General features: G+C 71.0%; 21 protein-coding genes. 9 read left to right on the forward strand and 12 right to left on the reverse strand.

Annotated features, from left to right (window positions below):
• Nucleotides 1-2: 2 nt before the first annotated feature.
• From tilS to dacB, 3 genes are all read right to left on the reverse strand, one after another.
• Nucleotides 3-1,001: a tRNA lysidine(34) synthetase TilS gene (gene tilS / locus ACWDLG_RS20395; protein ID WP_354909340.1), complete on the reverse strand. Its 999-nt coding sequence runs from the start codon at nucleotides 999-1,001 to the stop codon at nucleotides 3-5.
• A 187-nt stretch (nucleotides 1,002-1,188) separates the two neighbouring features.
• Nucleotides 1,189-2,295, reverse strand: a complete 1,107-nt coding sequence (locus ACWDLG_RS20400) for a zinc-dependent metalloprotease (protein WP_449922009.1) — start codon at nucleotides 2,293-2,295, stop codon at nucleotides 1,189-1,191.
• A 100-nt stretch (nucleotides 2,296-2,395) separates the two neighbouring features.
• Nucleotides 2,396-3,559, reverse strand: coding sequence for a D-alanyl-D-alanine carboxypeptidase/D-alanyl-D-alanine endopeptidase (dacB, locus tag ACWDLG_RS20405; RefSeq protein ID WP_449922011.1), 1,164 nt, complete (start codon nucleotides 3,557-3,559; stop codon nucleotides 2,396-2,398).
• A gap of 308 nt (nucleotides 3,560-3,867) precedes the next feature.
• On the opposite strand from dacB, the gene ACWDLG_RS20410 reads away from it, so the two are divergent.
• Nucleotides 3,868-4,365 carry an inorganic diphosphatase gene (locus ACWDLG_RS20410; RefSeq protein WP_354909332.1) on the forward strand — a complete coding sequence of 166 codons (498 nt, stop codon included), beginning with the start codon at nucleotides 3,868-3,870 and terminating at the stop codon, nucleotides 4,363-4,365.
• Nucleotides 4,366-4,703: 338 nt separating this feature from the next.
• Here ACWDLG_RS20410 and ACWDLG_RS20415 read toward each other — a convergent pair whose 3' ends face one another.
• From ACWDLG_RS20415 to ACWDLG_RS20435, 5 genes are all read right to left on the reverse strand, one after another.
• A complete protein-coding gene (locus ACWDLG_RS20415; RefSeq protein WP_449922013.1) occupies nucleotides 4,704-5,870 on the reverse strand; it encodes an NlpC/P60 family protein in 1,167 nt (388 codons plus the stop codon).
• A gap of 87 nt (nucleotides 5,871-5,957) precedes the next feature.
• A complete protein-coding gene (locus ACWDLG_RS20420; RefSeq protein ID WP_449922015.1) occupies nucleotides 5,958-6,599 on the reverse strand; it encodes a hypothetical protein in 642 nt (213 codons plus the stop codon).
• A 5-nt stretch (nucleotides 6,600-6,604) separates the two neighbouring features.
• A complete protein-coding gene (locus ACWDLG_RS20425) occupies nucleotides 6,605-8,380 on the reverse strand; it encodes a hypothetical protein (protein WP_449922016.1) in 1,776 nt (591 codons plus the stop codon).
• Nucleotides 8,381-8,781: 401 nt separating this feature from the next.
• Nucleotides 8,782-9,579, reverse strand: a complete 798-nt coding sequence (locus ACWDLG_RS20430; protein ID WP_449922018.1) for a hypothetical protein — start codon at nucleotides 9,577-9,579, stop codon at nucleotides 8,782-8,784.
• Nucleotides 9,580-9,653: 74 nt separating this feature from the next.
• Entirely contained in the window at nucleotides 9,654-11,264 is a 1,611-nt protein-coding gene (locus tag ACWDLG_RS20435) for an ABC-F family ATP-binding cassette domain-containing protein (RefSeq protein WP_449922019.1), read from the reverse strand.
• A gap of 119 nt (nucleotides 11,265-11,383) precedes the next feature.
• Between ACWDLG_RS20435 and ACWDLG_RS20440 the strand changes: the two genes are divergently transcribed.
• The gene (locus ACWDLG_RS20440) at nucleotides 11,384-11,731 is read left to right on the forward strand and encodes a hypothetical protein (RefSeq protein WP_449922021.1); all 348 of its coding nucleotides are present in this window, start codon (nucleotides 11,384-11,386) and stop codon (nucleotides 11,729-11,731) included.
• A 367-nt stretch (nucleotides 11,732-12,098) separates the two neighbouring features.
• Here ACWDLG_RS20440 and ACWDLG_RS20445 read toward each other — a convergent pair whose 3' ends face one another.
• The gene (locus tag ACWDLG_RS20445; RefSeq protein WP_449922023.1) at nucleotides 12,099-13,124 is read right to left on the reverse strand and encodes a hypothetical protein; all 1,026 of its coding nucleotides are present in this window, start codon (nucleotides 13,122-13,124) and stop codon (nucleotides 12,099-12,101) included.
• Between the two features lie 158 nt (nucleotides 13,125-13,282).
• Here ACWDLG_RS20445 and ACWDLG_RS20450 point away from each other — a divergent pair, with 158 nt between their 5' ends.
• Both ACWDLG_RS20450 and ACWDLG_RS20455 read left to right on the forward strand, forming a co-directional pair.
• Nucleotides 13,283-14,602 (forward strand): sensor histidine kinase, encoded by a 1,320-nt coding sequence (locus ACWDLG_RS20450; RefSeq protein ID WP_449922025.1) that lies wholly within the window; start codon nucleotides 13,283-13,285, stop codon nucleotides 14,600-14,602.
• The gene (locus tag ACWDLG_RS20455) at nucleotides 14,541-15,164 is read left to right on the forward strand and encodes a response regulator transcription factor (protein ID WP_354909526.1); all 624 of its coding nucleotides are present in this window, start codon (nucleotides 14,541-14,543) and stop codon (nucleotides 15,162-15,164) included. Before ACWDLG_RS20450 ends, ACWDLG_RS20455 begins: the two co-directional genes overlap by 62 nt.
• A gap of 390 nt (nucleotides 15,165-15,554) precedes the next feature.
• Here ACWDLG_RS20455 and ACWDLG_RS20460 read toward each other — a convergent pair whose 3' ends face one another.
• Nucleotides 15,555-16,001, reverse strand: coding sequence for a type II toxin-antitoxin system VapC family toxin (locus tag ACWDLG_RS20460; RefSeq protein ID WP_449922027.1), 447 nt, complete (start codon nucleotides 15,999-16,001; stop codon nucleotides 15,555-15,557).
• Nucleotides 15,994-16,206 (reverse strand): hypothetical protein, encoded by a 213-nt coding sequence (locus ACWDLG_RS20465; RefSeq protein ID WP_449922028.1) that lies wholly within the window; start codon nucleotides 16,204-16,206, stop codon nucleotides 15,994-15,996. Before ACWDLG_RS20465 ends, ACWDLG_RS20460 begins: the two co-directional genes overlap by 8 nt.
• A gap of 274 nt (nucleotides 16,207-16,480) precedes the next feature.
• Here ACWDLG_RS20465 and ACWDLG_RS20470 point away from each other — a divergent pair, with 274 nt between their 5' ends.
• A complete protein-coding gene (locus tag ACWDLG_RS20470; RefSeq protein ID WP_449922030.1) occupies nucleotides 16,481-16,678 on the forward strand; it encodes a hypothetical protein in 198 nt (65 codons plus the stop codon).
• Between the two features lie 219 nt (nucleotides 16,679-16,897).
• Here ACWDLG_RS20470 and ACWDLG_RS20475 read toward each other — a convergent pair whose 3' ends face one another.
• Nucleotides 16,898-17,299 (reverse strand): winged helix-turn-helix transcriptional regulator, encoded by a 402-nt coding sequence (locus tag ACWDLG_RS20475; protein WP_354909310.1) that lies wholly within the window; start codon nucleotides 17,297-17,299, stop codon nucleotides 16,898-16,900.
• Between the two features lie 79 nt (nucleotides 17,300-17,378).
• On the opposite strand from ACWDLG_RS20475, the gene ACWDLG_RS20480 reads away from it, so the two are divergent.
• From ACWDLG_RS20480 to ACWDLG_RS20495, 4 genes are all read left to right on the forward strand, one after another.
• Nucleotides 17,379-18,089 carry an NADPH-dependent F420 reductase gene (locus ACWDLG_RS20480; protein WP_449922031.1) on the forward strand — a complete coding sequence of 237 codons (711 nt, stop codon included), beginning with the start codon at nucleotides 17,379-17,381 and terminating at the stop codon, nucleotides 18,087-18,089.
• A gap of 141 nt (nucleotides 18,090-18,230) precedes the next feature.
• Nucleotides 18,231-19,334 (forward strand): DUF4185 domain-containing protein, encoded by a 1,104-nt coding sequence (locus ACWDLG_RS20485; RefSeq protein WP_449922152.1) that lies wholly within the window; start codon nucleotides 18,231-18,233, stop codon nucleotides 19,332-19,334.
• The gene (locus ACWDLG_RS20490) at nucleotides 19,331-20,281 is read left to right on the forward strand and encodes a DUF4432 family protein (RefSeq protein ID WP_449922033.1); all 951 of its coding nucleotides are present in this window, start codon (nucleotides 19,331-19,333) and stop codon (nucleotides 20,279-20,281) included. Before ACWDLG_RS20485 ends, ACWDLG_RS20490 begins: the two co-directional genes overlap by 4 nt.
• Nucleotides 20,278-21,042, forward strand: a complete 765-nt coding sequence (locus tag ACWDLG_RS20495; RefSeq protein ID WP_449922035.1) for an SDR family NAD(P)-dependent oxidoreductase — start codon at nucleotides 20,278-20,280, stop codon at nucleotides 21,040-21,042. Before ACWDLG_RS20490 ends, ACWDLG_RS20495 begins: the two co-directional genes overlap by 4 nt.
• Nucleotides 21,043-21,058: the final 16 nt, after the last annotated feature.

The following is a 21,058-nucleotide window of genomic DNA, read 5'->3' on the forward strand; positions in this document are numbered from 1 at the left end:
CCTTACGCTTGGTTCTCTTGCGCGGGGGCGAACACAAGGGTGCCATACCGCCGAACCACACCAACTCCCCCGGGTAGGTCGGCCCTTCCCTGCCCTCGCCATGCCGTGATCAGCCGTTCCACGGCCATCACGTGGCCCGCCGACAGCGCTCCCGAGGGCGAGCCCGCGGCGATCGCCGCGCGCCGCAGCACGCGCCGCCGCACGGCGGCCGGAAGACCGTCGAGCCCCGGTACGGCAAGCGTCACAACCCCCCCGATATCGCTTAGAGCGCAATCGTCGAAGGCCCTCGCGGCCCATTCGTCGAGGGCGTCGGCGTCGTCCCTCGCCAGATCGGCGGTCCGCGCGAGCGCCTGGGCGACGCCTGGCCCCAGCTCCCCCTCCAGCACCGGCAGCACCCTGGTGCGCACCTTCACCCTGGTGTAGCGGGTGTCGGTGTTGTGCGGGTCGTCCCACACGTCGAGACCCAGCGCCGCGCAGGCGGCCTCGGTGGTGTCCCTGCCGAGCCGGAGGAACGGCCTGCGGTAGCGGCCCGCGCGCTCCGCCATCCCCGACAGCGATCGTGGTCCGCTGCCCCTGGCCAGGCCGAGCAGGACGGTCTCCGCCTGGTCGTCACGGGTGTGGGCGAGCAGGACCGTCACGGCTCCCAGCCGGTCGGCCGCCGCGGCGAGCGCCTGGTAGCGGGCGTCGCGGGCGGCCGCCTCGGGGCCGCCCGCCGTACCGACGCTGACGGTGAGGACCTCGACCGGGTCCAGGCCCCACCCCCTCGCCGTCTCGGCGACCTTCACCGCCCGGTCGGCCGAGCCGTCCTGGAGCTGGTGGTCGACGGTCAGGAGACCGGCGCGGATGTTCGCCCTGGGCGCAACGAAGGCCAGGGCGGCGGCCAGCGCGAGCGAGTCGGCGCCGCCGCTGCAGGCGGCCAGCACCAGGTCGCCGGGGACGAGGTCGGCCAGCGCCTCGCGGACGGCTCGCCGTACGTCGGCGACGGCCGGATGTGGGCCCATGGCGCCATTCTCCCGCCCCTCGGGCCCCGCTCAGCCGGACGGTCCCCGCGACGCCCGCGCCTGGCAACATCGGGGAACGTTCCCGCGTCCGGCCAGACCGCCGGAATCGTCCCTGCGCCTGGCCGGCTCTCCGGACCGTCCGCGTCCAGCCGGACCGCCGGGATCGTCCCGACGACGCCCGCGCCGGTCAGGCCTCCGGGTCGGCCGGCTGGGCCGGGAGGGCGGGCGGGCTCTGCGGGACGACCCGCGCGATCCACCGGTCAGGATCGGCGATCTCGTCCGACATCGGCAGCGTCTCCGGCGAGGTCCACACGCGGTTGAACCCGTCCATCCCCACCTTGCCGACCACGTGCCGGACGAAGGCCGAGCCCTCGGCGTACTGCTTCATCTTCATCTCGAGGCCCAGCAGCTTGCGCACCGTGCGGTCGAGGCGCGACATCCCCTCGCGGCGCTGGCTGAACTTCGCCCTGATGTCGGCCACCGACGGCACCACGCTCGGGCCGACCGCGTCCATCACGTAGTCGCCATGCCCCTCCAGGAGCGTCATCACCGCGGTGATCCGGTCGAGGATCTCCTTCTGCTCCGGCGTCTGGATCACGTCGATGAGGTTGCCGTCGCCGGTGCCGCGCACCACGTCCGCCACGGTGTCGGCGGCGGCGCGCAGCCGTTCGAGCAGGGTGGCCACGTCGAGGTCGGAGGCGAGCAGGAAGTCGGTCATCTGCGACCTGACGTACTCGCGCAGCCACGGCACCCCCGTGAACTGCACCCGGTGCGTCTCCTCGTGCAGGCACACCCACAGGCGGAAGTCGCGCGGGTGGACGCCCATCTCGCGCTCGGCGTTGACGATGTTCGGCGCGACGAGGGTGAGGCGGCCGATGGGCTCGCGTCCCGTCGGGTCGGGCGGCAGGAACAGCTCGTACTGGCCCAGCACCCGCGAGGCGAGGAAGGCCAGCACGGCGCCCACCTCGACGCCGGTGATCCGCGACCCGACGGCGCTGACGATGGCGGGCGGCGGGTTGTCGCGGTTGGCCATCCGCTCGGTCAGCGGTTCGAGCACGACGCGGAAGCCTTCGACGTTCGCCCGGATCCATCCCGGCCGGTCGACGATGGTGGCGGGCTGCGGCGGGGTGGCCGCCTCTATCTTGGTGAACTCGCGGACGTGCCCCTCCGCTTCACGGGAGAGGGTGCGCAGTTCGGTGACGGCGTGGCGGGCCTCCTCACGGCTCACCTGTGGTCCGGGGCGCACCAGGCGCGTTCCGGTCGAGACGGCCAGATCCCAGTCGATCACCTGCATACCGTCCACCGTACGTGGTCGGCTCGCCCACTGCGAAGAACTGGCCCGCCCTCCTGCGCGGGCCCGGCGCCGCCGCCCGGCTGCCGCGTGCCCGGGCCGGTCAGGAGCGGGCGACGATGGCGGCCAGACGGTCGAGGACCGACTCGGCGGTGTAGGGGACCTTGTCGGCCAGGAAGGCGAAGGTGACCAGCCGCCCCGAGCGCGTGGTGGCGAACCCGGCCAGCGTGTTGACGTGGTTGAGCGTGCCGGTCTTGGCGCGGACCAGGCCGACCTGCCCCTTGCTGTCCCCGCCGGTGAAGCGGTGGCCGAGCGTCCCGGTGAACCCCGCGATCGGCATGCCGGCGAGCAGCGGACGCAGCGCGGGGTCCTTGGCCGCCACGGCCAGCACACGGGCCAGGCCCTCCGCGCTGATCCGGTTCCTGATGGACAGCCCCGACCCGTCGGAGACCGTCACGCCCTTGTCGATGCCCAGCCGCTTGAGCACCGCCAGCACCGCCTGGGAGCCGCCCTCGAAGGAGGCGGGCCTGCCCTCCTTGATGGCCACGTGCCTGGCCAGCGCCTCGGCCAGATCGTTGTCGCTCTTCGTGAGCGTGCGTTCGACGAGCGCGTAGACGGGCGCGGACTCCACCGCGGCGAGCGTGGCCGCCCCGCGGGCCGCCTTGGCCGGGCGGATCGACGCGCCGACGCTGATGCCGTACTTGCCGAGGGTCTTGGCGAACGCGGTGGCCGCGTAGGCGGCCGGGTCGGCGACGCGCGGCGTCGAGGAGGCCGGGTTCTGGCGGCCCTCGTCGATCGCCAGCGCGTGGACGGGAGCGGCCTCGCCGTCCGGGATGTAGTTGGGCTTCCAGCCGGGCGCGGACCCACTGCCGGTGAAGAGGGAGGCGTCGTAGGAGAGCGTGACCTTGGTGACGCCCGACGACTTGAGCGCGGCCGCGGTGCGGGAGGCGAGCTGGACCATCGACGCCTGCTTGGGATAGGCGCCCGGCTTGGCCGACGGCCCGGCCAGCGTCGGGTCGCCGCCGCCGACCAGCACGATCGAGTTGCGGTTCGGGCCCTGGACGACGGAGGTCTTCAGGCGGGCGTCGGGACCGAGGGAGGCGAGCGCGGCGGCGCAGGTCACCACCTTGGTGGTGGAGGCCGGGGTGATCCCGGTGGCGGCGCCGGCGGCGAAGATCTGCTCCCCCGTCCCTGCGTCGATGACGACGGCGCCCACCCTGTCACCGAGCGCTTCGTCACCCAGGGCGTCGGCGAGCTGTGCGGTCAAAGTACCCTTAGGGGGGAGAGGTCCGTCTCCACCCGAGGCCAGCACCGGCCCCGCGGTGACCACAGGGACGGGCGAAGGCTCAGCACGCTCGGTCGGCAGTGGTTCAGGCCTCGTCAGCGCGCCCAGGCTGAGATCGTTCGTCAGCGCGTACGCGCCGGCGACGATCGTCACCGCCTGGAGCATGGCGAGTGTGGTCAACGCCACCCACCGCTCGCGCCGCACCACGTCGCCGACCTCTCTCTCAGTTCGCCTACGAGACATTAACGCCCAACCGGGGGTGCCCGGGGGGCTCGAGCGGAGGAACCGCGGTGGAGTTCGACGTTGTCGTTGAAATTCCGAAGGGGCAACGGAACAAGTACGAAGTGGACCACGAGACCGGCAAGATCAGGCTTGACCGGCTCCTGTTCACCTCCACGCAGTACCCCGCCGACTACGGCTTCATCGAGCACACCCTCGGCGAGGACGGCGACCCGCTCGACGCCCTCGTGCTGCTGCAGGAGCCGACCTTCCCCGGCTGCTACATCACCTGCCGCGCGGTCGGCATGTTCCGCATGACCGACGAGAAGGGCGGCGACGACAAGGTCCTGTGCGTGCCCGCCACCGACCCGCGGATGGAGCACATCCGCGACATCCACCACGTGGCGGAGTTCGACCGGCTGGAGATCCAGCACTTCTTCGAGGTGTACAAGGACCTGGAGCCCGGCAAGTCGGTCGAGGGCGCCAACTGGGTGGGCCGCGTCGAGGCCGAGGCCGAGATCGAGCGCTCGTTCCAGCGCGCGAAGGAGCAGGGCTACACCGCCCACTGACGGTTTCCCCGCGGGGCGCGGGGTTTCGTGGTGGCTCACGTCTCACGGGACCTCCCGTCTCGCGGGTGTGTCCGTCTCAGCGGACCCGCGACTCGTCGAATCTCGTGCCCTGTGGAACGTCGCGCTTCGTGGCACGTCGCGCCTGGTGGCACCTCGCGGCTTGTGGCACCTCGCGCCTTGCGGAACCTCGCGTCTTGTGGACGCTCGCTCGGCGACCGTTGTCCTCCGGCGTGCGGTGGATAGTGCGCACCGCCGGATCTCGGCGCTTCCGGACGCTCACGTCTCGCGGAAGCGATGTCGCTGGAGGATTCCCTCGGCGTACGGCCGAACCGGGCGGCCTAGCGGGGACGGGTCGCGCCGACCAGGTCCCTGCGCCACATGGAGGCGATGCGGACCACGTCTCCCGTCTGCGGCGCGTGCACCATCATGCCGCGCCCGACGAAGATCCCCACGTGGTGGATGTCTCCGGGATTGTTCGTGACCTTGCCGAAGAACAGCAGGTCACCCCTCTGCAACTGATTCAGAGGGACGTGCGGGCCCGCGTTCCACTGCGTGCCCGTCCAGTGGTCGAGCCGCACCCCGACCTTCTCCCAGGCCCGCATGGAGAGCCCGGAGCAGTCAAAGCCCGACGGGCCGGCGGCCGCCCACACGTACGGCTTGCCGAGCTGCGTCAGCGCCCAGTTGGCCACGACGTCACCCGTCGTCTGGCCTGGTGTCATCCATCTGGCGGCCGATCCGGCCCCGCTGGCCTTCGCCAGCCGCTGTTGTCGCTCCAGCCGGGCCTGTTCCATCGCGGTGGCCCGCTGCCTGGCCAGCTGTTCGGCCTCGGTGCGCGCCGCGTCCACGCGTTTCTCCAGCGTGACCTTCTCCGCCTCGATGGCCTCGGTCTCGCGTTGCTGCGTGTCGACCGCCGCCTCGGCCGCCGCCTTGGCCTCTTCGGCCTGCGCGGCGGCCCGTTGTTGCTCGGTGTAGGCGTCCTCGGCCTGCGCGCGGAGCACGGTCGCCACCTGTTGGGTGTCGCGCACCTGTTTCAGCTTCTCGGTCTGCTCCTGGCCGATGGATTCGAGCGTGCTCGTCCGGTGCAGGTAGCCCTCGAGCCCGCCGCCGTCGCTGAACAGGCTGACCATGGGATTGCTGAGATCCATGCCCGCGTACGACTGCGTGGCCAGCATCGAGACGGCGGCCTTCGTCGCCGCCACTCTGTCCTCGGCCGCTTTCAGCCGCTCCATGGCCATGGAGTGCCGCTCCCGCGCCCCGTCCAGCCGGACGATCTGGCCGTTGTACGCCTCGACCATCCGCCCGGCGTTGACGGCCAGCTCGTCCAGCCGCGTGTTGGCCGCGGCCAGCCGTACGCTTGCCACCCCGAGCGCCTTGGCCCGCTGCTTCACGGTGGCGCGCGCCCTGGCGACCTCACCCGCGGATGGCGCGGGCTCGGCGGCGGCCGGTGGGCACAACGTCGCCACCATGCAACAGGCGACGAACAGGCGTGTTCTGACGGTATGCATACGATTCCCCCCTGCGCATGCGTCGTCACTCTATGCACACGATTCCCATTAGTCACACAGCGCACACATGAAACTTACGTAACGTAATCACCGCAGGCGGAGTAGGCGTTCTATCCACGGCCGGAGTCCCGTCGAGGGCGGTATCGCCCCCTTCGGGTAGGCGAAGACCGGCGTCTCGCTCCCATACGCAGCGTGAAGTTCGGCGGCCTTGCACCAGTCGGCGGTGACGCGGGCGGCGGCCCACGCGGCGGCGATGGCCGGGCGCGCCTCGGGATGGCGTTCGAAGGTCTGGTAAAGGGTCATGGTGGCGTGGGCGGCCTGGTGCCCGACGCGGGGATAGGCGGCGCCCGCCAGGTAGGGGGCGGTGACCCTGCCGCCGTAGGCGGTGCCGAGTACCCAGGTCCAGTCGGCGACGACGAGGGCCAGCACGGGGTCGGGCACGGCGGCGGCCGCGCCGTACATGCGCTCCTGGCGGGGTCCGGCGAGCCTGCACCTCGTCCACAACCAGTCGAGGTCGGCGGGAGGGTCGCCGCGGGCCAGCCACGAGAGCGTGGCGAGGGAGCGCGCGGTGAGCAGGCGGGACAGGTCGAGCACGTCCCTGAGCATGCGGGGGCCGGGGTCGAGCCAGGTCGGCCAGTCGATCTCATGGACGCGGGGCACCAGGTCGGCCAGTTCCCCAGGAACGGGGAGCGGGCAGACCCGGTGCCCCTTGACGGTGAAGCGCTCCACCGGGCTTACGCGTTCTCCTGCCTGGCCGGCGCCTCGGTCAGGACCTGTGGGGACTCCTCGGCGGCCGTGACCGCCGGTGTCCCGCCGCTTGCCCGCTCAGGCGCGCCGCCCCCGGACGCCGCGCCCCCGGCCCTCGACCCTCCGGCACCCGACCCTTCGGCACCCGTGGACCCTGAACCTGAGGATCCGGAACCCGTGGACCCGGAACCTGAGGATCCGGAACCTGAGGATCCGGAACCCGTGGACCCGGAACCTGAGGATCCGGAACCTGGGGACCCCCGGCCGCCGGAACCGCCTGAACCCTGCTGCGGATCCTTCGTCGGCGGGACGGTCGGCGCGGGAGTGGGGGTGGGATCCGGCTTGGGCGGCTCCGTCGGCAGCCGCGTGGCCGTCGGCTCCGGAGTGGGCGGCGGGGACGTCGCCGGCTGCGTGGCCGTGGGGGTCGGGCTGGGGGTCGGGGTGGGGGGCGAGGTGGCGGTGGGCGTCGCCGTAAGGGTGGGCCGGGGGGTGGGCGTCCTCGTGGGGCACGGCGTCTTCGTCGGACTGCCGTGGTGGTCACGGGGCGGGTTCGTCCCCGGCGGCTCCCCCGGCGTCAGCGTCGGCGGCGTCGGTGCCGGGCCGGTGCGGGTCGGCTGGGGCACCCACGGGACACGCGGCGGCGCCGGCACGGGGTCCGGCGTCGTCGCGGTCACCGGCGCCGTCGACCGGTGCGCCCCGACGGGATAGGTCGCCGAGCTGTTGAGGATGGGCTCCACCGTGATCGGCGTGTCGTGAGGGTTCGGCAGCCAGGGCAACCTGATCCCCGGCGGCTCCCCGGTCGCGGGAAACGCCCCCGAGGCGATGCCCGTGATCCCGTCACCCTCCTTGCCGAAGTAGGTGAAGATCATGCCGATGGCCGCGAGGGCGGCGACCGCCGCCAACGCGCCCGCCAGCGCCTGCGACCAGCGCCGCGCCCTCCCGTCTCCCGCGTGGGGAAACCCGGCCGCGTCCAGCGCGGCCGACCGCCGCGCCACATACCTCCGGTACGGCAGCAGCTCGGGGTCGGCGAAGCAGCTCATCACCCTGACCCTGAGCGTCTCCGGCAGCGCCGCGGCGGGCATCAGCTCGAAGACCTTCGCGATCGACACCTGCCCTGCCCGGTGCGGCGCGCAGGTCTCGCACCTGTCCAGGTGGGCGACCACCTCCCCGCGCATCTCGGCGGTCAGCTCGCCGGAGAAGCCGGTGAGGATGGCGGCCCGCTGCGGGCAGTCGTAGGGACCCTTCCGGGCGAGGACCTCGGCGGTGATCGCGTCGCCGAGCCGTTCGGCGGCCGCCTCGTGGGTGATCTCGATCTGGCGCGGCGTGACCCCGAGAACCGCCGCGACATCGAACGTGGACAGGCCGTGCCTGGTGGTCAGCTCGAGCAGCTCGGCGTCGGCCGCCGTCAGGCTGCGGACGGCGTTCCACGCCATGACGCGCAGGTCGGCGTCGGCGGGATCGGCCAGGGCAGGGAGCGCGACCATCGCCTCGGTCTCGTCGCCGCCACCGCCGGTGCGCCGGCGCAGGCACTCCTGCCTGGCCAGCGCGTAGAGCCAGCCGCGCAACCTGTCGGGCTCGGCCAGGGCGCCGATGTGGGCCTCGGCGGCGATGAGGGTGTCGCGCAGGGCGACCTGGGCGCTGTCGGGATTGCTGAGGAGGGTCCAGCAGTAGTGGTAGATGCCCTCGGCGTGCGTGTCGTAGAGCGCCGCGAGGGCACCAGGGTCGCGGGCGCGGAGAGCCTCGACCAGGACGCGGTCGTTCATCTGTTGTGTGGCGCGGAACCCATGGCTCGGAGCAGCGCCACCCTCCTTTCCACGCTCTTGCGGCAGGGGTGATGTCCGGGCGGGCCGGCCGAGCACCTGACGCGGACTGCGGGCACGCTGACCGGCCTCCCTTCAGCCAGATGGGACCGAGAAGGCGAGCCGCGGCCTCGCCGCCGCTGCGCCGACGTGACCGAAGGTAATGGATCGGTAACTTGCCGTTCTACCGGTTCATTGGGGTCCGCCAAGAAAAACCCGTAGCCCTGACCGATTTATCGTCTTATTGACGAGCGGATCGCCAAAGAAAGCCCGTCCGGAAATGTCACGAATGACAGCGCACAAAGAGGGCCCGCGGGAAAGCGCGGGCCCTCGTCGGGTCGTCAGGGGCGTGGATCAGGGTGCCGTCAGGGCTTGCTCTCGCCCGGCGGCATCTGCCGTCCCTTGTCGTACGCGAACGGCGCGGTCGTCGGCTTGACCGTGTGCACCGGTTGCGCCCCGCCCAGCGCCAGCTCCTCGTAAGGACGTCCGGTCGAGCCCCAGGTCCTGGCCACCACGTCCGTCATGGCCACCTTCGCCGTCGCGGGCAGCCCTTCGACCGTCAGGATGAACCGCGGGGGCTTCCCCGCCCGCACGTCGTCGACGAACGTGCTGGCGCCGGCCACCAGCTTGCCCGCCTGGTCACGCAGCAGCGCGGTCACGACCAGGCTGCCGGCGGGCAGCACGTAGGGGTTGTCGACCTCGCCGGTGACCAGGTAGCTGCCGTTCTTCTGCTTGACGGTCTGCGACCTGGTGATCGGGAACGGCAGCAGCGACGACGGGACGCGCGCCGCCTGCCGCCACTGCGTCGAGCGGTACTCGATCGTCACCTTCGCCGGCTTTCCTGAAGCCGGCATCTGCCCGGTGAAGGGCAGGTCGCCCCCCGGCGGGACAGCGTCGAGCGGCTGGTCCATGCGGGCCACCTCGGCGCCCTTGGCGTCGCGCCCCACGATCGTGGCGACGACGTGCTCGCCGAAGTGCCAGGGGTTGCTGTTGACCAGCACGCCCGCCCAGTTCACGACGTACCCGTCGGCGCTCTTGGCGACCGACGAAGCCTGCTCTTTGAGCACGAGCGGCTTCATCTGGACAGGTGGCTTCTCCGCCGCGGCACAACCCGCCACGAGGACGAGGGCGAAGGCGGCGATGGTACGGATACGCGGAATCACGTTGCCGTGATAACCCGTTTCCGGGTACGGCAGGCATGAACACGCGCCTGCCGTACCAACTCTTTAGTCAATGTTCAGCGTTGGCGGGCCACGCGTGTTTCGTCCCACACCGGTTCGGCGGATTCGTACACATTTCCATCCGCCCCGAACACCAGAAACCTGTCGAAGTCATCGGCGAACCAGCGGTCGTGCGTGACCGCGACCACCGTGCCGTCGAAGGCGTTCAGCCCCTCCTGCAGCGCCTCGGCGCTGGCCAGGTCGAGGTTGTCGGTCGGCTCGTCGAGCAGCAGCAGGGTCGCGCCCGACAGTTCGAGCAGCAGGATCTGCAGCCGCGCCTGCTGCCCTCCCGACAGCGTCTCGAAGCGCTGGTCGGCGATGAGCCCGGCGAGCTCGTAGCGGGCCAGGACCTTCATCGCCTCGTTCTTGAGCTTGGCGTGCTCGGTCATGACGATCTCGCACGGTGTGCGGCCGTGGAGCTCGGGGCGGGCGTGCGTCTGGGCGAAGTGTCCCGGCACGACGCGCGCGCCCAGCCTGGCCACTCCCGTGTGCGCGACCGGCTCCCCGGCCAGCAGGCGCAGGAAGTGGGACTTGCCCGACCCGTTCGAGCCGAGGACGGCGACGCGCTCGCCGTACCAGATCTCCAGGTCGAACGGCTTCATCAGGCCCGTCAGCTCCAGGCTCTCGCTGATCACCGCGCGCTTGCCCGTACGGCCGCCGCGCAGCCGCATGCTGATCTTCTGGTCGCTCGGCGCCACCTCCGGCGGCCCCGCCTCCTCGAACCGGCGCAGCCGCGTCTGGGACGCGTGGTAGGCGGCCGCCATGCCGTCGTTGTACCTGGCCTTGTTCTTGAGCATGTTGACCAGGGCCTTGAGCTTGGCGTGCTCCTCGTCCCACCGCCTGCGCAGCTCGTCGAGGCGCTCGTTCCTGGCCTTGCGGGCCTCGGCGTAGGTGCCGAACCCACCACCGTGGATCCAGACGCCGCCCGACTCGACCGTGACGATGCGGTCGGCGGCGTTGGCCAGCAGCCGCCGGTCGTGACTGACCAGCATGACGGTCTTCGGAGTCTCGTTGAGCTGCTGCTCCAGCCAGATCTTGCCGGGCACGTCGAGGTAGTTGTCCGGCTCGTCGAGCAGCAGCGTCTGGTCGGGCCCGCGCAGCAGCGCCTCCAGGACCAGGCGCTTCTGCTCCCCGCCCGACAGCGTGGACGTCTCGCGGTACTTCACCCTGTCGTACGGCACGCCGAGCGCCGCGATCGTGCAGGTGTCCCAGAGCACCTCGATGTCGTAGCCGCCCGCGTCGGTGTAGTCGGTGATCGCCTGGGCGTAGCGCATCTGGGTCTTCTCGTCGTCACGCTCCATCATCGCCAGCTCGGCCTGGTCGAGGCGGTGCGCCGCCTGCCGTACCGCGGGTGGGGCGACGCTGAGCAGCAGGTCGTGCGCCGTGCTGCCGTCGCGGATGCTGCCGATGAACTGGCGCATGACGCCCAGCCCGCCCGAGCTGGCCACGCTGCCCTCGACCGGCTGGATGTCGCCGGCGACCAGGCGCATCAGCGTGGTCTTGCCGGCCCCGTTCGGCCCGACGAGCGCGGCCTTGACGCCCTCGCCGATGCGGAAGGACACGTCGTTGAGCAGCGGCCGCCCGTCAGGCAGGACGTAGGTGAGGTGCCCCACCTCGACGTGTCCCATAGCGCCCCCTTCAGATCCCGTGCAGGCTATCCGTCCTCCCCCGTGTCCGGCATCCCATTTCTCACCGGCTAGCCGCTTATCTGATCCTTGAGCGTCGGGATGAGGAGAATCTTGTTCTGATGCGGGCCGAGCAATTCGAGGCCAGTACGGCCAGCCTGCGCATCGCTGCTCGCGCCCTGGCCATCGTGGAGCGACGCAACGGCAGCCTGGCCGAGGAGGTACTCACCGAGGAATTGCCCTGGGTGACGTGGCTGCCCGAGACCGAACGTCAGGCTTGCGTCCGCGAGCTTCTCGGGCATCTGACCGCCGGAGCGGATACCGGCGAGCTCCTGCCGTTCGGCCGGGCCCTGACGTCTTGGCGGTCCACCGCGGTGGTGTGGAGCGATCCGCAGCTTGCCCGCGAGCTCCAGGGGCCCTTTCCCGGCGACGGGCCTGCGGTCCCCAAGCCACATGGCGAGTCGTCATGACCGGCCGCGAGGAGGAGGTCCCCCGCCCCAACCCCTGGGGTGTGCGGTTCGCCGATCGTCGTGCCGCTGAAGGCTGGAACCACCTGCTCTCCCAGGCCCGGGAGAACCTGGACCGGGCGTGGGTTGCGATCACCGGCGATCCGCGTCACGTGGACAACCGCCAGCACCCTCTCAAAGGCGCGCTGGGCGCGGTGAAGGTGGGCGGAGAGCCTCTGGAGCAGTGGCAGTACGAAGCGACTTCCGGTGGCCGCATCTGGTATGCCATCGATGACGACAACCGCACGCTGTGGATCACCGAGGGCGGGCACCGTACACCCCGAACAGACCGACGAGCGCAACGGTCACAAAGCGCACGTCAGAACCTTCCTCATCGAATGCTTGCTTCCTGTACGGCCGGACCGAGGAATCGGGCGGGCGCTGGATGCTGGGTGAGCGCCTGATAGCAGGTGATCAGACCGACCAGGGCCGTGCCCCAGAACAGGAACCCGCCGTAGGTCAGGCCGATCACCCACAGGTTCGCGCTGCCGGGCGCGGTCGGGAACTCGGCGAGGCCGACGAACTCACCGATCGTGGTCACCGCCGCCGGCAGCCCCATGGACAGCAGGCCGACGCCACCGATCCAGCCGGCGCCCAGCACCAGCCGGCGGGGCACCCACCGGGCCCAGCCCTGGATCAGCGCGAGCGCGCACAGCGCGCCGAACACCGGAATGGTGACGCTGAAATCGGCCAACGGGCTGTACCAGTGGTGCGCACCCACCAGCCCCGATTCACGGTAGCCGCCCACCGGGTAGCCCAGGGCCCACACCGCCTTGAGCGTCGCGTAGGGCAGCGGCGCCAGCGTCGCGGCCCAGCCGAACCGGCGCAGCCGGCGGCCGACAGCTCGCACGTCCACCGACTCGGGGCGCGTGCGACGCTGGTAGGACCAGGCGGCGACGGCGAGCGCCCCGACGCCGGCGAGCACGATGAGCTGGTCGACGAACAGCGTCCAGTACGGCTCGGCCGCCCAGCCGGGCAACCCGGTGACCCACAAGAGCACCCGCAGCAGGTTGAGCAGCAGGATCTGGCCGCCGAAGCACAGCAGCGCCAGCGCGCCGATCCAGGTCGCCGCAAGCAGGCCCGTGCGCGGGATCCGCCGCCCGAAGGGCCGCACCGTGGCCAGCGCCAGCACGGCCATCGCGGCCAGCGCGAGCACGCTCCCCCACCCGGCCAGGCCGTCCAACTCGGGCAGCGGCCGGCTGGCGCACGGATCCGCGGCGGTGGCCGTGGCGGCCTCGGTGGCGCTGCAGCGCACGGCGAGCCACTCACCGCCCATCGTCCAGTAGGCGCGCAATCCCGCGTACGCCGCCGCCCAGCCGGCGGCGAGATAACCCGCAACAGGTGATCGTTGTCTCATGAGGTCTCCGTCCGATGTTCGTTCGGTGATCCCACACTCCCTCCGCGGACGCCGCTCCCGCGTCTGCCCGAGGGCCAGGAAAGATACGACCTCAGGCATACGCGGCTCCGCCCCTGGGCAGACGCGGCGCGCCCTTGCCCGTTCGTAGACTCAGGGCCATGTCACAGGCGATCGGACGGCTGCTCTCGCAGGCCAGGGCACGGCCGCCGCTCGCCGACGCCGCCCTGGCCACGCTGGTGGGCCTGCCGCTGCTGGGCTGGACCTGGCTCGTGCTGACCGCGACTCCCGGCCCCGCGCCGCTCGCGTTCGCGGGTGCTCTACTGGCGCACACCGCGATGGGCTTGCGGCGCGCAATGCCGTTGGCGTCCTTCGGCGCGGTCTCGGTGGGATGCGCGGCGATGCTGGCCGGCACCGGGGTCCTGCTGCTGCCACCGTCGATGCTGGTGTTTCCGTGGTCGCTCTACTCGGTGTGCGCCTACGGATCGCGGCGTGCTCTGGGCTGGGGGCCGGCCGCGGCCGTGCTCGGATCCGCAGCCGTCGGCGCACGGTTCTGGCTCAACCCGCGCCAGGCGGCCGGCCTGCCCCCGGCGTACGTCTTCCTCTTCCTACTCGCCGTCACCATGGTGGCGTGGAGCCTCGGCATGTGGCGCCGGACGCAGCGGGCGTACCTGGCCTCGCTGGAGGATCGGGCGCGCAGAGCGGAAGCCGATCGGGAGGAACGCGCTCGACGGGCCGTAAGCGACGAGCGAGCCCGGATCGCCAGAGAGATCCACGACGTGGTCTCGCACTCGCTGTCAGTGGTGATCAGCCAGGCGCAGGGCGGCACCTATGCGGTAGGCGCCGATCCTGGCCGGGCTGCGGAAATCCTCGCCACGATCGCCGACGCCGGACGCCACGCGCTGGCGGACATGCGCGGCCTGCTGGGCGTGCTGCGCGCCGACACGCCGCTGGAGCCCGAGTCCGGAGACTCCGCGCCGACGCTGGCCGAGCTGCCCCGGCTGCTGGAGGGGACCAGGGCCGCCGGGCTGGAGGTGACGTTCCGGCAGGACGGCACCGAGCGGCGGCTCAGCCCCGCCGCCGAACTGGCGGTCTACCGGCTGGTCCAGGAGTCGCTGACGAACACGCTCAAGCACGCGGGCGCCGGCCGCCGGGCCCTGGTGGTGCTGAGCTGGGAGACGGCCGAGCTTGCGGTGCGGGTCCAGGACGACGGCCCCGGGGATCCCGGCGGGCCCGGCGACGGCGCAAGGCTCGGCCTGGTCGGCATGCGCGAGCGATTCCTTGCCTTCGGCGGTACGGTTACCGCCGGACCGGCAACGGCCGGTGGGTTCCACGTGTCCGCCCGCCTGCCGTACCCCTGCGGACCGGAGCGAAGGGGCAGACGTGACGATCAGAGTGTTCTTCGTCGACGACCAGGTGATGGTCCGGGCCGGCTTCGTGATGGTGGTCGAGGCTCAGCCCGACATGATGGTCGCCGGTGAGGCCGGCGACGGCGCCGAAGCGCTGGAGAAACTGGCCGTCACGACCGCCGACGTGGTCCTGATGGACGTCCGGATGCCACGTATGGGCGGGGTTGAGGCGACCCACCGCCTGCTCGCTCGTCCCGGACCTGCGCCCCGGGTGGTCGTGCTCACCACGTTCGACCTCGACAAGTACGCCTTCGCCGCGCTGCGGGCCGGAGCCAGCGGTTTCCTGGTCAAGGACGCGCCGCCGGAGGACCTGTTGGCCGCGATCCGCACCGTGCACCGTGGCGACGCGGTCATCGCACCGTCCACCACCCGTCGGCTCATCGACCACATCGCCGCCGACCTCCCGGTGCCCGATGACGGTCCTGACCCACTGGCCGCGCTGACCCCACGGGAACGCGAGATCCTCCAACAGATCGCGCTCGGCCGGTCCAACGCCGAGATCGCCGGTCGGCTGCTCCTGTCCGAGGGCACAGTGAAGACCCATGTGGGCCGCATCCTGGCCAAGCTCAAGCTCCGTGACAGAATCCAGGCCGTGATCTTCGCCTACGAGAACCGCCTTGTCCGCGCTTCTTGATCGACAGATCCCGGGTTCGAGTCCCAGGCGCCCTACCAGCCAAAACGGCGGTCATCGATCTTGCCCAAAAGGGCGACGACGGCCATTTCGACAGCCAAGAGGCCTGACCTCGCCAGGAATCCGGCCACTTGCGCGTTCTCTGATCACCCGAACAGCTTCTTTGCGACCGCCTCGACGGTCGCTCGTTCGATGTCCGGGAGCACGTGCGTGTACGTGTATCAAGGAATGCGGGGCCAGTAATCAGGCCAGAAGAAGACGGCAATCTCGCGGCGCGGCATGGGGGTCACGGGTTGCACGTGAGGTGTCCCACCTCGACGTGTCCCATGGCGATTCCCTTTCAGAGGTCCTCGCGCAGGCTACATGGGCGTTTCGCGGGCGGGCATCCTCTTTTCAGCGCGCACGGCCGGCCACACCCCGGAGAAGTTCGGTCTTCACGACTCCCTCGACCGCGTGGCAGAGCTTGGCATCAGTTGTGAGCAACGGAATAGCTCTGTCGAGCGCCAGTTGGGCGAAGATCGCGTCATACATGCGGAGGGTGAGCCGCACCGCCAGAGTGGCGGCTCTCTCGAGCCGGTCTGCGTCGACCTGGTGGACGCGAACCCCGAACTCATCAATGACCCGGACGGCCGCGACGAACTCTTCAGCCGTCAGGCGACCGGCGAGAAGCCCCTTCTTCCGCAAGACTCCCGCGACTTCGATGCGCGCGAAATCGGCTGTCTCCAGCCCGACCTGATCATGCAGGAAGGCCTCTTGAATTTCGCGAGCATGCTCGAAGCCAGGTTGATCGACAAACCACCTCAGGAACACGCCCGTATCGACGACGTAGGCGTCAGCCACGCGACTCGTCCCGAAGGCGATGGAGCTCTTCGTCCACGCCCGTTACTCCACGCATCCGCTCCCGGATCCGTTCCAGGGTCAGCGCTGCTCCCTCACGGCGGCGTGTCGCTGCGATGTTCTCACGGACGAGTGCCAGCACCGGCGGCACCTGGTCCTCGGGCAACTGGTCGACCAGCGAGTGGAGCTCGTCACGCATCGCGCTCATATACGGAGTCTACGATTCAGGCATGATCGACGGCAGCGCCTCGCCGTTAGCGCGACCATAGGCGTCATGGCTCGCACGTGAAGTGCCCCACCGTGTCCCATGGCGATTCCCTTTCAGAGGTCCTCGCGCAGGCTACATGGGCGTTTCGCGGGCGGGCATCCTGTTTTCAGCGCGCACGGCCGGCCACACCGCGGAGAAGCCGTCGTGCCGCTGAAGGGTGGAACCACCTGCTCTCCCAGGCCCGGGAAAAACCTGGACCGGGCGCGGGTGTCACGTGGACAACCGCCAGCACCCTCTCAAAGGCGCGCTGGGCGCGGTGAAGGTAGGCGGAGAATTCCTGGAGCAGTGGCAGTACGAGGCGACTTCCGGTGGCCGCATCTGGTACGCCGTCGATGACGACAACCGCACACTATGGATCACGAGGGCGGGCACCGGACACCCCAAACAGACCGACAAGCGCAGGGGTCGCTGACACTAGACAGGGGTCATGGCTTGCACGTGACGTATCCGAACTCCCCGTGACCCACGGCGATTCCTCCATCGGTGGCTCGCGCAGGCTGCATGGCGGTTTCGCAGGCGGGCATCCGATTTTCAGCGCGTGCGTCGGCCACACCGCGCAACAGTTCGGTCTTCACGACTCCCTCGACCGCGTGGCAGATGAGCCTCTCGGCGTCAACCTGGTGGGCGGGGGCTAGCTGCCGGTACGGCGGTGCGCCTGGTTCCGCTCCTCGAACCGGTCCTGCGCGTCCAGGACGGCGTCGCCGTACCGTGCGGCCCACACGCCCATCGCACGCATGGGGCCGAGCAGCGCGACACCGGCCTCTGTCAGCGCGTAGTCCACGCGCGGTGGCGCCTCCGCGTACGCCCGGCGGTCGACCAGGCCGTTGTACTCCAGGCGCCGCAGTGCCTCGGTGAGGACCTTGGGGCGGATCCCGCCGATCCGGGCGACCAGTTCACGTGGCCGCATCGGACCGCTCTGGCCGAGCGTGTACACGACGACGCTGTCCCAGCGGTTCGCGAGCACCTCGAACGCCATGCGCGCCCGGCAGTCGGAGGTGTACGCGAGCTCCGGCAGGTCGGGGAGATTCTCCACGCCCCCATCCTGCCCGCTCCGACGGACACCACGTGGTGCGCATCGGGCCACCTACCGTCGGGGACCGGCATCACCTGCGATGTCACCTCGGCACTGCCGGGTCGCCGACGATCCGGAGTCAGGAGTCAGGAGTCACACCATGCGTATCGGCATCCTCGGCACGGGCATGATGGCCACGACACTGGGCGGCGCGTGGGTCCGCGCGGGGCACGACGTGCTGGTCGGCGGACGCGACCGGGCCGCGGCCGCCGCGACGGCGGCCCGTATCGGCGCCGCGGGGTACGGGACTCTCACGGACGGGGCGGCCCACGGCGACCTCGTCCTCGTGGCGGTCCCCGCGGACGTGGCGCCGAAGGTGGTGGAGGGGCTCGCCGGCACCCTCAGCGGGCGGACGGTCGTCGACTGCACGAACCCCATCGCGCCGGCCGACGGCGGGCTGATGCTGACGACAGGCGGCACGACGTCGGTCGCCCGGCGGATGGCGGAGGCCGCGCCGGGGGCCCACGTGGTCAAGGCGTTCAACCTGTGCCACGAGAGCATCTGGACGCTGCCGCGCCCGGCTTTCGAGGGCGCCCCGCTGGCCGTACCGTTCTGCGGGGACGATCCGGGCAGCCTCGACCAGGTCACCGAACTGATCACGTCGATGGGCTGCACCCCCATGCCCTGCGGGGGGCTGGCCCGCGCGGTCTACATCGAGGCGACGGCGGCGTTCGCCATCGGGGCGTGGTGGTCAGGAACGGAGCCGCGGTTCGCCTTCCCGACACCGGCACAGGCCTCGCCGAACTCCTAGAGCCTGCCGTTCGACGGCGTCGACGCCGCGGCGTGAGGGCGCTCAGGGCGAGAAGTACAGCAGGACGGCAAGAACTACTAGACAATAAGTCATCTAATGACTAGAACTACGAGGACATCCCCCATCTGATAGGGGCCCGTGATGCGGCGACTCCTGCTGTCTCTCGTTCTCGTCCTCACCACGATCGCCGGCGCCCCCGCGGCCGCCCTGGCCGCCGCCTGCGACCTGCCCACCTTCCGCGGCGCCGGCACCGACGCCAGGCTGACCTCCCTGTTCACCGCGTACGGCAACGACAACAGCCGCCTGGACGACTGGACGGGCGCCGACGGCACCTACTCCGTCAGGCTTCCCGACGGCAAGGAGCTGTGGGTGTTCTCCGACACCTTCCTCGGCCAGGTCAACCCGGACGGCTCCCGCCCGCCGGTCAGGGAGGAGGGCGGCACGACCGTCTTCCTCAACAACTCCTTCGCGGTGGAGCGCGACGGCCGGCTGTCCACGATCTACGGAGGCACCGCCGAGGACCCCAAGGCCGTGATGCCGCCCCGCGACAAGGACCACTGGTACTGGGCCGGCGACGCCACGCTCGCCGGCGGCGTCCTGGAGGTCACCTACCAGGAGTACGAGCGGTTCGGCACCGGCCCGTGGGACTGGCGCTGGCACCGCAACGTGGTCGCCCGCTTCGCCCCCGGGCGCCTCGACCGGCCGATCAGCGTGCACGACCTGCCGTCGGGGCGCAAGGTGGCGTGGGCGTCCGCCGTCCACAGGGACGGCCGCCACACCTACGTCTACGGCGTGGAGGACCTGGGCTCGCCCAAGTACATGCACCTGGCCAGGGTCAGGGGCGCCAGCCTGCTCGGCACGTGGGAGTACCTGAAGGCGGACGGCACCTGGTCGAGGAACCAGGCCGACTCGGCCCGCCTGATGGAGGGCGTGGCCAACGAGTACTCCGTCAGCCGGGTCGGCGACGGCTACGTGCTGATCACGCACGACACCACGGAGGTGCTGAGCTCCAGGATCGTCGCCTACACCGGCTGCACGCCGTACGGGCCGTTCGGGAACAAGACCACCGTCTACACCACACCCGAGACCGGCGGGAACATCTTCACCTACAACGCCCACGCGCACCCGGAGATCGCCGGACCCGGGCTCGTGGTCTCCTACAACGTCAACAGCTTCGTCAACACCGATCACTATCGCGACGTGACGATCTACCGCCCGCGCTTCCTGGACCTGGCGTTCGAGTGACGCGCAACTGGGCCGCCCGGCTGCGGGAGATCACGGTCGAGGGCATGCGCGCGCTCGTCCTGGAGAACGAGCGGCTGCGCGTGACCGTGCTGGCCGGCAAGGGCGGCGACGTCGTGGAGTTCCTGCACAAGCCGACCGACACCGACCTGGTGTGGCTCTCGCCGCAGGGGCTGCGCAGGCCGCTCCCGCAGCAGGCGGCCGACGACGTGGGCGCGTTCCTCGACCACTACGAGGGCGGATGGCAGGAGGTCTTCCCCAACGGCGGCGCGCCCAGCGTGTACCGGGGCGCGCGGCTGGCCCAGCACGGCGAGGTCGCGGGGCTGCCGTGGTCGGTGGAGGTGCTGTCCGACTCGCCCGAGGAGGTCGCGGTACGGCTGGCGGTGCGCACGCGGCGCCTGCCGTACCGGGTGGAGAAGGTGTTCAGGATCGCCTCGGGGACGGCGGCGCTGGAGATCGAGGGACGGGTCACGAACGAGGCGGGTGTGGCGCTGCACGCGATGTGGGGCCACCACCTGGTCTACGGCCGGCCGTTCCTGCGACCGGGCGCGCGCATCAGGGTGCCCGAGGGGGTGACGGTGATCCCGCACCCCTCGTCGATCGATCCGCTCGGACGGCGGGCGGCGGAGCTGTTCGTGGCGCCGCCGGAGGGGGCGCCCAGCGAGATCGTCTATCTGACAGGCTTCGACACGGGATGGTACGAGGTTCTGGCCGGGGTCGGCCTGCGGGTGGAGTGGGACGCGGGCGCCATGCCGTACCTGTGGCTGTGGCAGGAGGCCGGTGCCACGAAGGACTGGCCGTGGTGGGGCAGGGCGTACGTGGTGGGGCTGGAGCCGTTCTCCGGCATGCCGACGGACGGCCTGGCCACGGCTGTGGACAACGGGACCGCGATGCTCCTCGGGCCCGGCGAGTCCAGGACCTCATGGGTGCGCGCGGAGGTGATGACGTGAGCGAGTTCGACGGCAAGGTGGCCCTGGTCACGGGCGGGTCGACGGGCATCGGGAAGGCGGTCGTCGAGCGGCTGGCAGGGGCGGGCGCGGCGGTCGTCTACTGCGGGACGGAGGCGCCGTTCGGGGGCGAGCGGGTCACCGGGGTCGTCGCGGACGTGCGCGACGGGGAGCGGATGCGCGAGCTGGTCGAGCTGGCCGAGTCCAGGTACGGCGGGCTGGACATCGTGGCGACCTGCGCGGGCGTGCAGCGGTACGGCACCGTGGAGGACACGCCGGTCGAGGTCTGGGACGAGGTACTCGACATCAACCTCAAGGGTGTCTTCCTGACCTGCAAGGCGGCCGTTCCGGCGCTGCGCAGGCGGGGCGGCGGGTCGATCGTCGTCATGTCGTCGGTGCAGGCCTTCGCCTCCCAGGCGCACGTGGCCGCCTACACCGCGAGCAAGGCCGCGCTGAACGGCCTGACCAGGGCGATGGCCCTCGATCACGCCGCCGACGGGATCAGGGTGAACGTCGTGTGCCCCGGCTCGGTCGACACCCCGATGCTGCGCTGGGCGGCCGACCTGTGGCGCGGGCCGCTGTCGCAGGACGAGCAGGTCGCGGCGTGGGGCCGGGCCCATCCGCTGGGCAGGGTGGCGCGGCCGGAGGAGGTGGCCGAACTGGTCGCCTTCCTCGCCGGGCCGCGCTCGTCGTTCATCACCGGCGCCGAGCACCGGGTCGACGGCGGCCTGCTCGCCCGCAATCCAGCCGCGCTGCCCGACTGACAGCGACGACCGTGCC

The organism is Nonomuraea sp. NPDC003727, assembly GCF_053586935.1.

Bases quoted from the DNA above. Each gene is read 5' to 3' on its own strand.
- tilS (WP_354909340.1), bottom strand. From the start codon at position 1,001: ATGGGCCCACATCCGGCCGTCGCCGACGTACGGCGAGCCGTCCGCGAG.
- ACWDLG_RS20440 (WP_449922021.1), top strand. From the start codon at position 11,384: ATGCGGGCCGAGCAATTCGAGGCCAGTACGGCCAGCCTGCGCATCGCT.
- ACWDLG_RS20415 (WP_449922013.1), bottom strand. From the start codon at position 5,870: ATGCATACCGTCAGAACACGCCTGTTCGTCGCCTGTTGCATGGTGGCG.
- ACWDLG_RS20465 (WP_449922028.1), bottom strand. From the start codon at position 16,206: ATGAGCGCGATGCGTGACGAGCTCCACTCGCTGGTCGACCAGTTGCCC.
- ACWDLG_RS20455 (WP_354909526.1), top strand. From the start codon at position 14,541: ATGGTCCGGGCCGGCTTCGTGATGGTGGTCGAGGCTCAGCCCGACATG.
- ACWDLG_RS20435 (WP_449922019.1), bottom strand. From the start codon at position 11,264: ATGGGACACGTCGAGGTGGGGCACCTCACCTACGTCCTGCCTGACGGG.
- ACWDLG_RS20450 (WP_449922025.1), top strand. From the start codon at position 13,283: ATGTCACAGGCGATCGGACGGCTGCTCTCGCAGGCCAGGGCACGGCCG.
- ACWDLG_RS20480 (WP_449922031.1), top strand. From the start codon at position 17,379: ATGTCACCTCGGCACTGCCGGGTCGCCGACGATCCGGAGTCAGGAGTC.
- ACWDLG_RS20425 (WP_449922016.1), bottom strand. From the start codon at position 8,380: ATGAACGACCGCGTCCTGGTCGAGGCTCTCCGCGCCCGCGACCCTGGT.
- ACWDLG_RS20485 (WP_449922152.1), top strand. From the start codon at position 18,231: ATGCGGCGACTCCTGCTGTCTCTCGTTCTCGTCCTCACCACGATCGCC.
- ACWDLG_RS20400 (WP_449922009.1), bottom strand. From the start codon at position 2,295: ATGCAGGTGATCGACTGGGATCTGGCCGTCTCGACCGGAACGCGCCTG.
- ACWDLG_RS20445 (WP_449922023.1), bottom strand. From the start codon at position 13,124: ATGAGACAACGATCACCTGTTGCGGGTTATCTCGCCGCCGGCTGGGCG.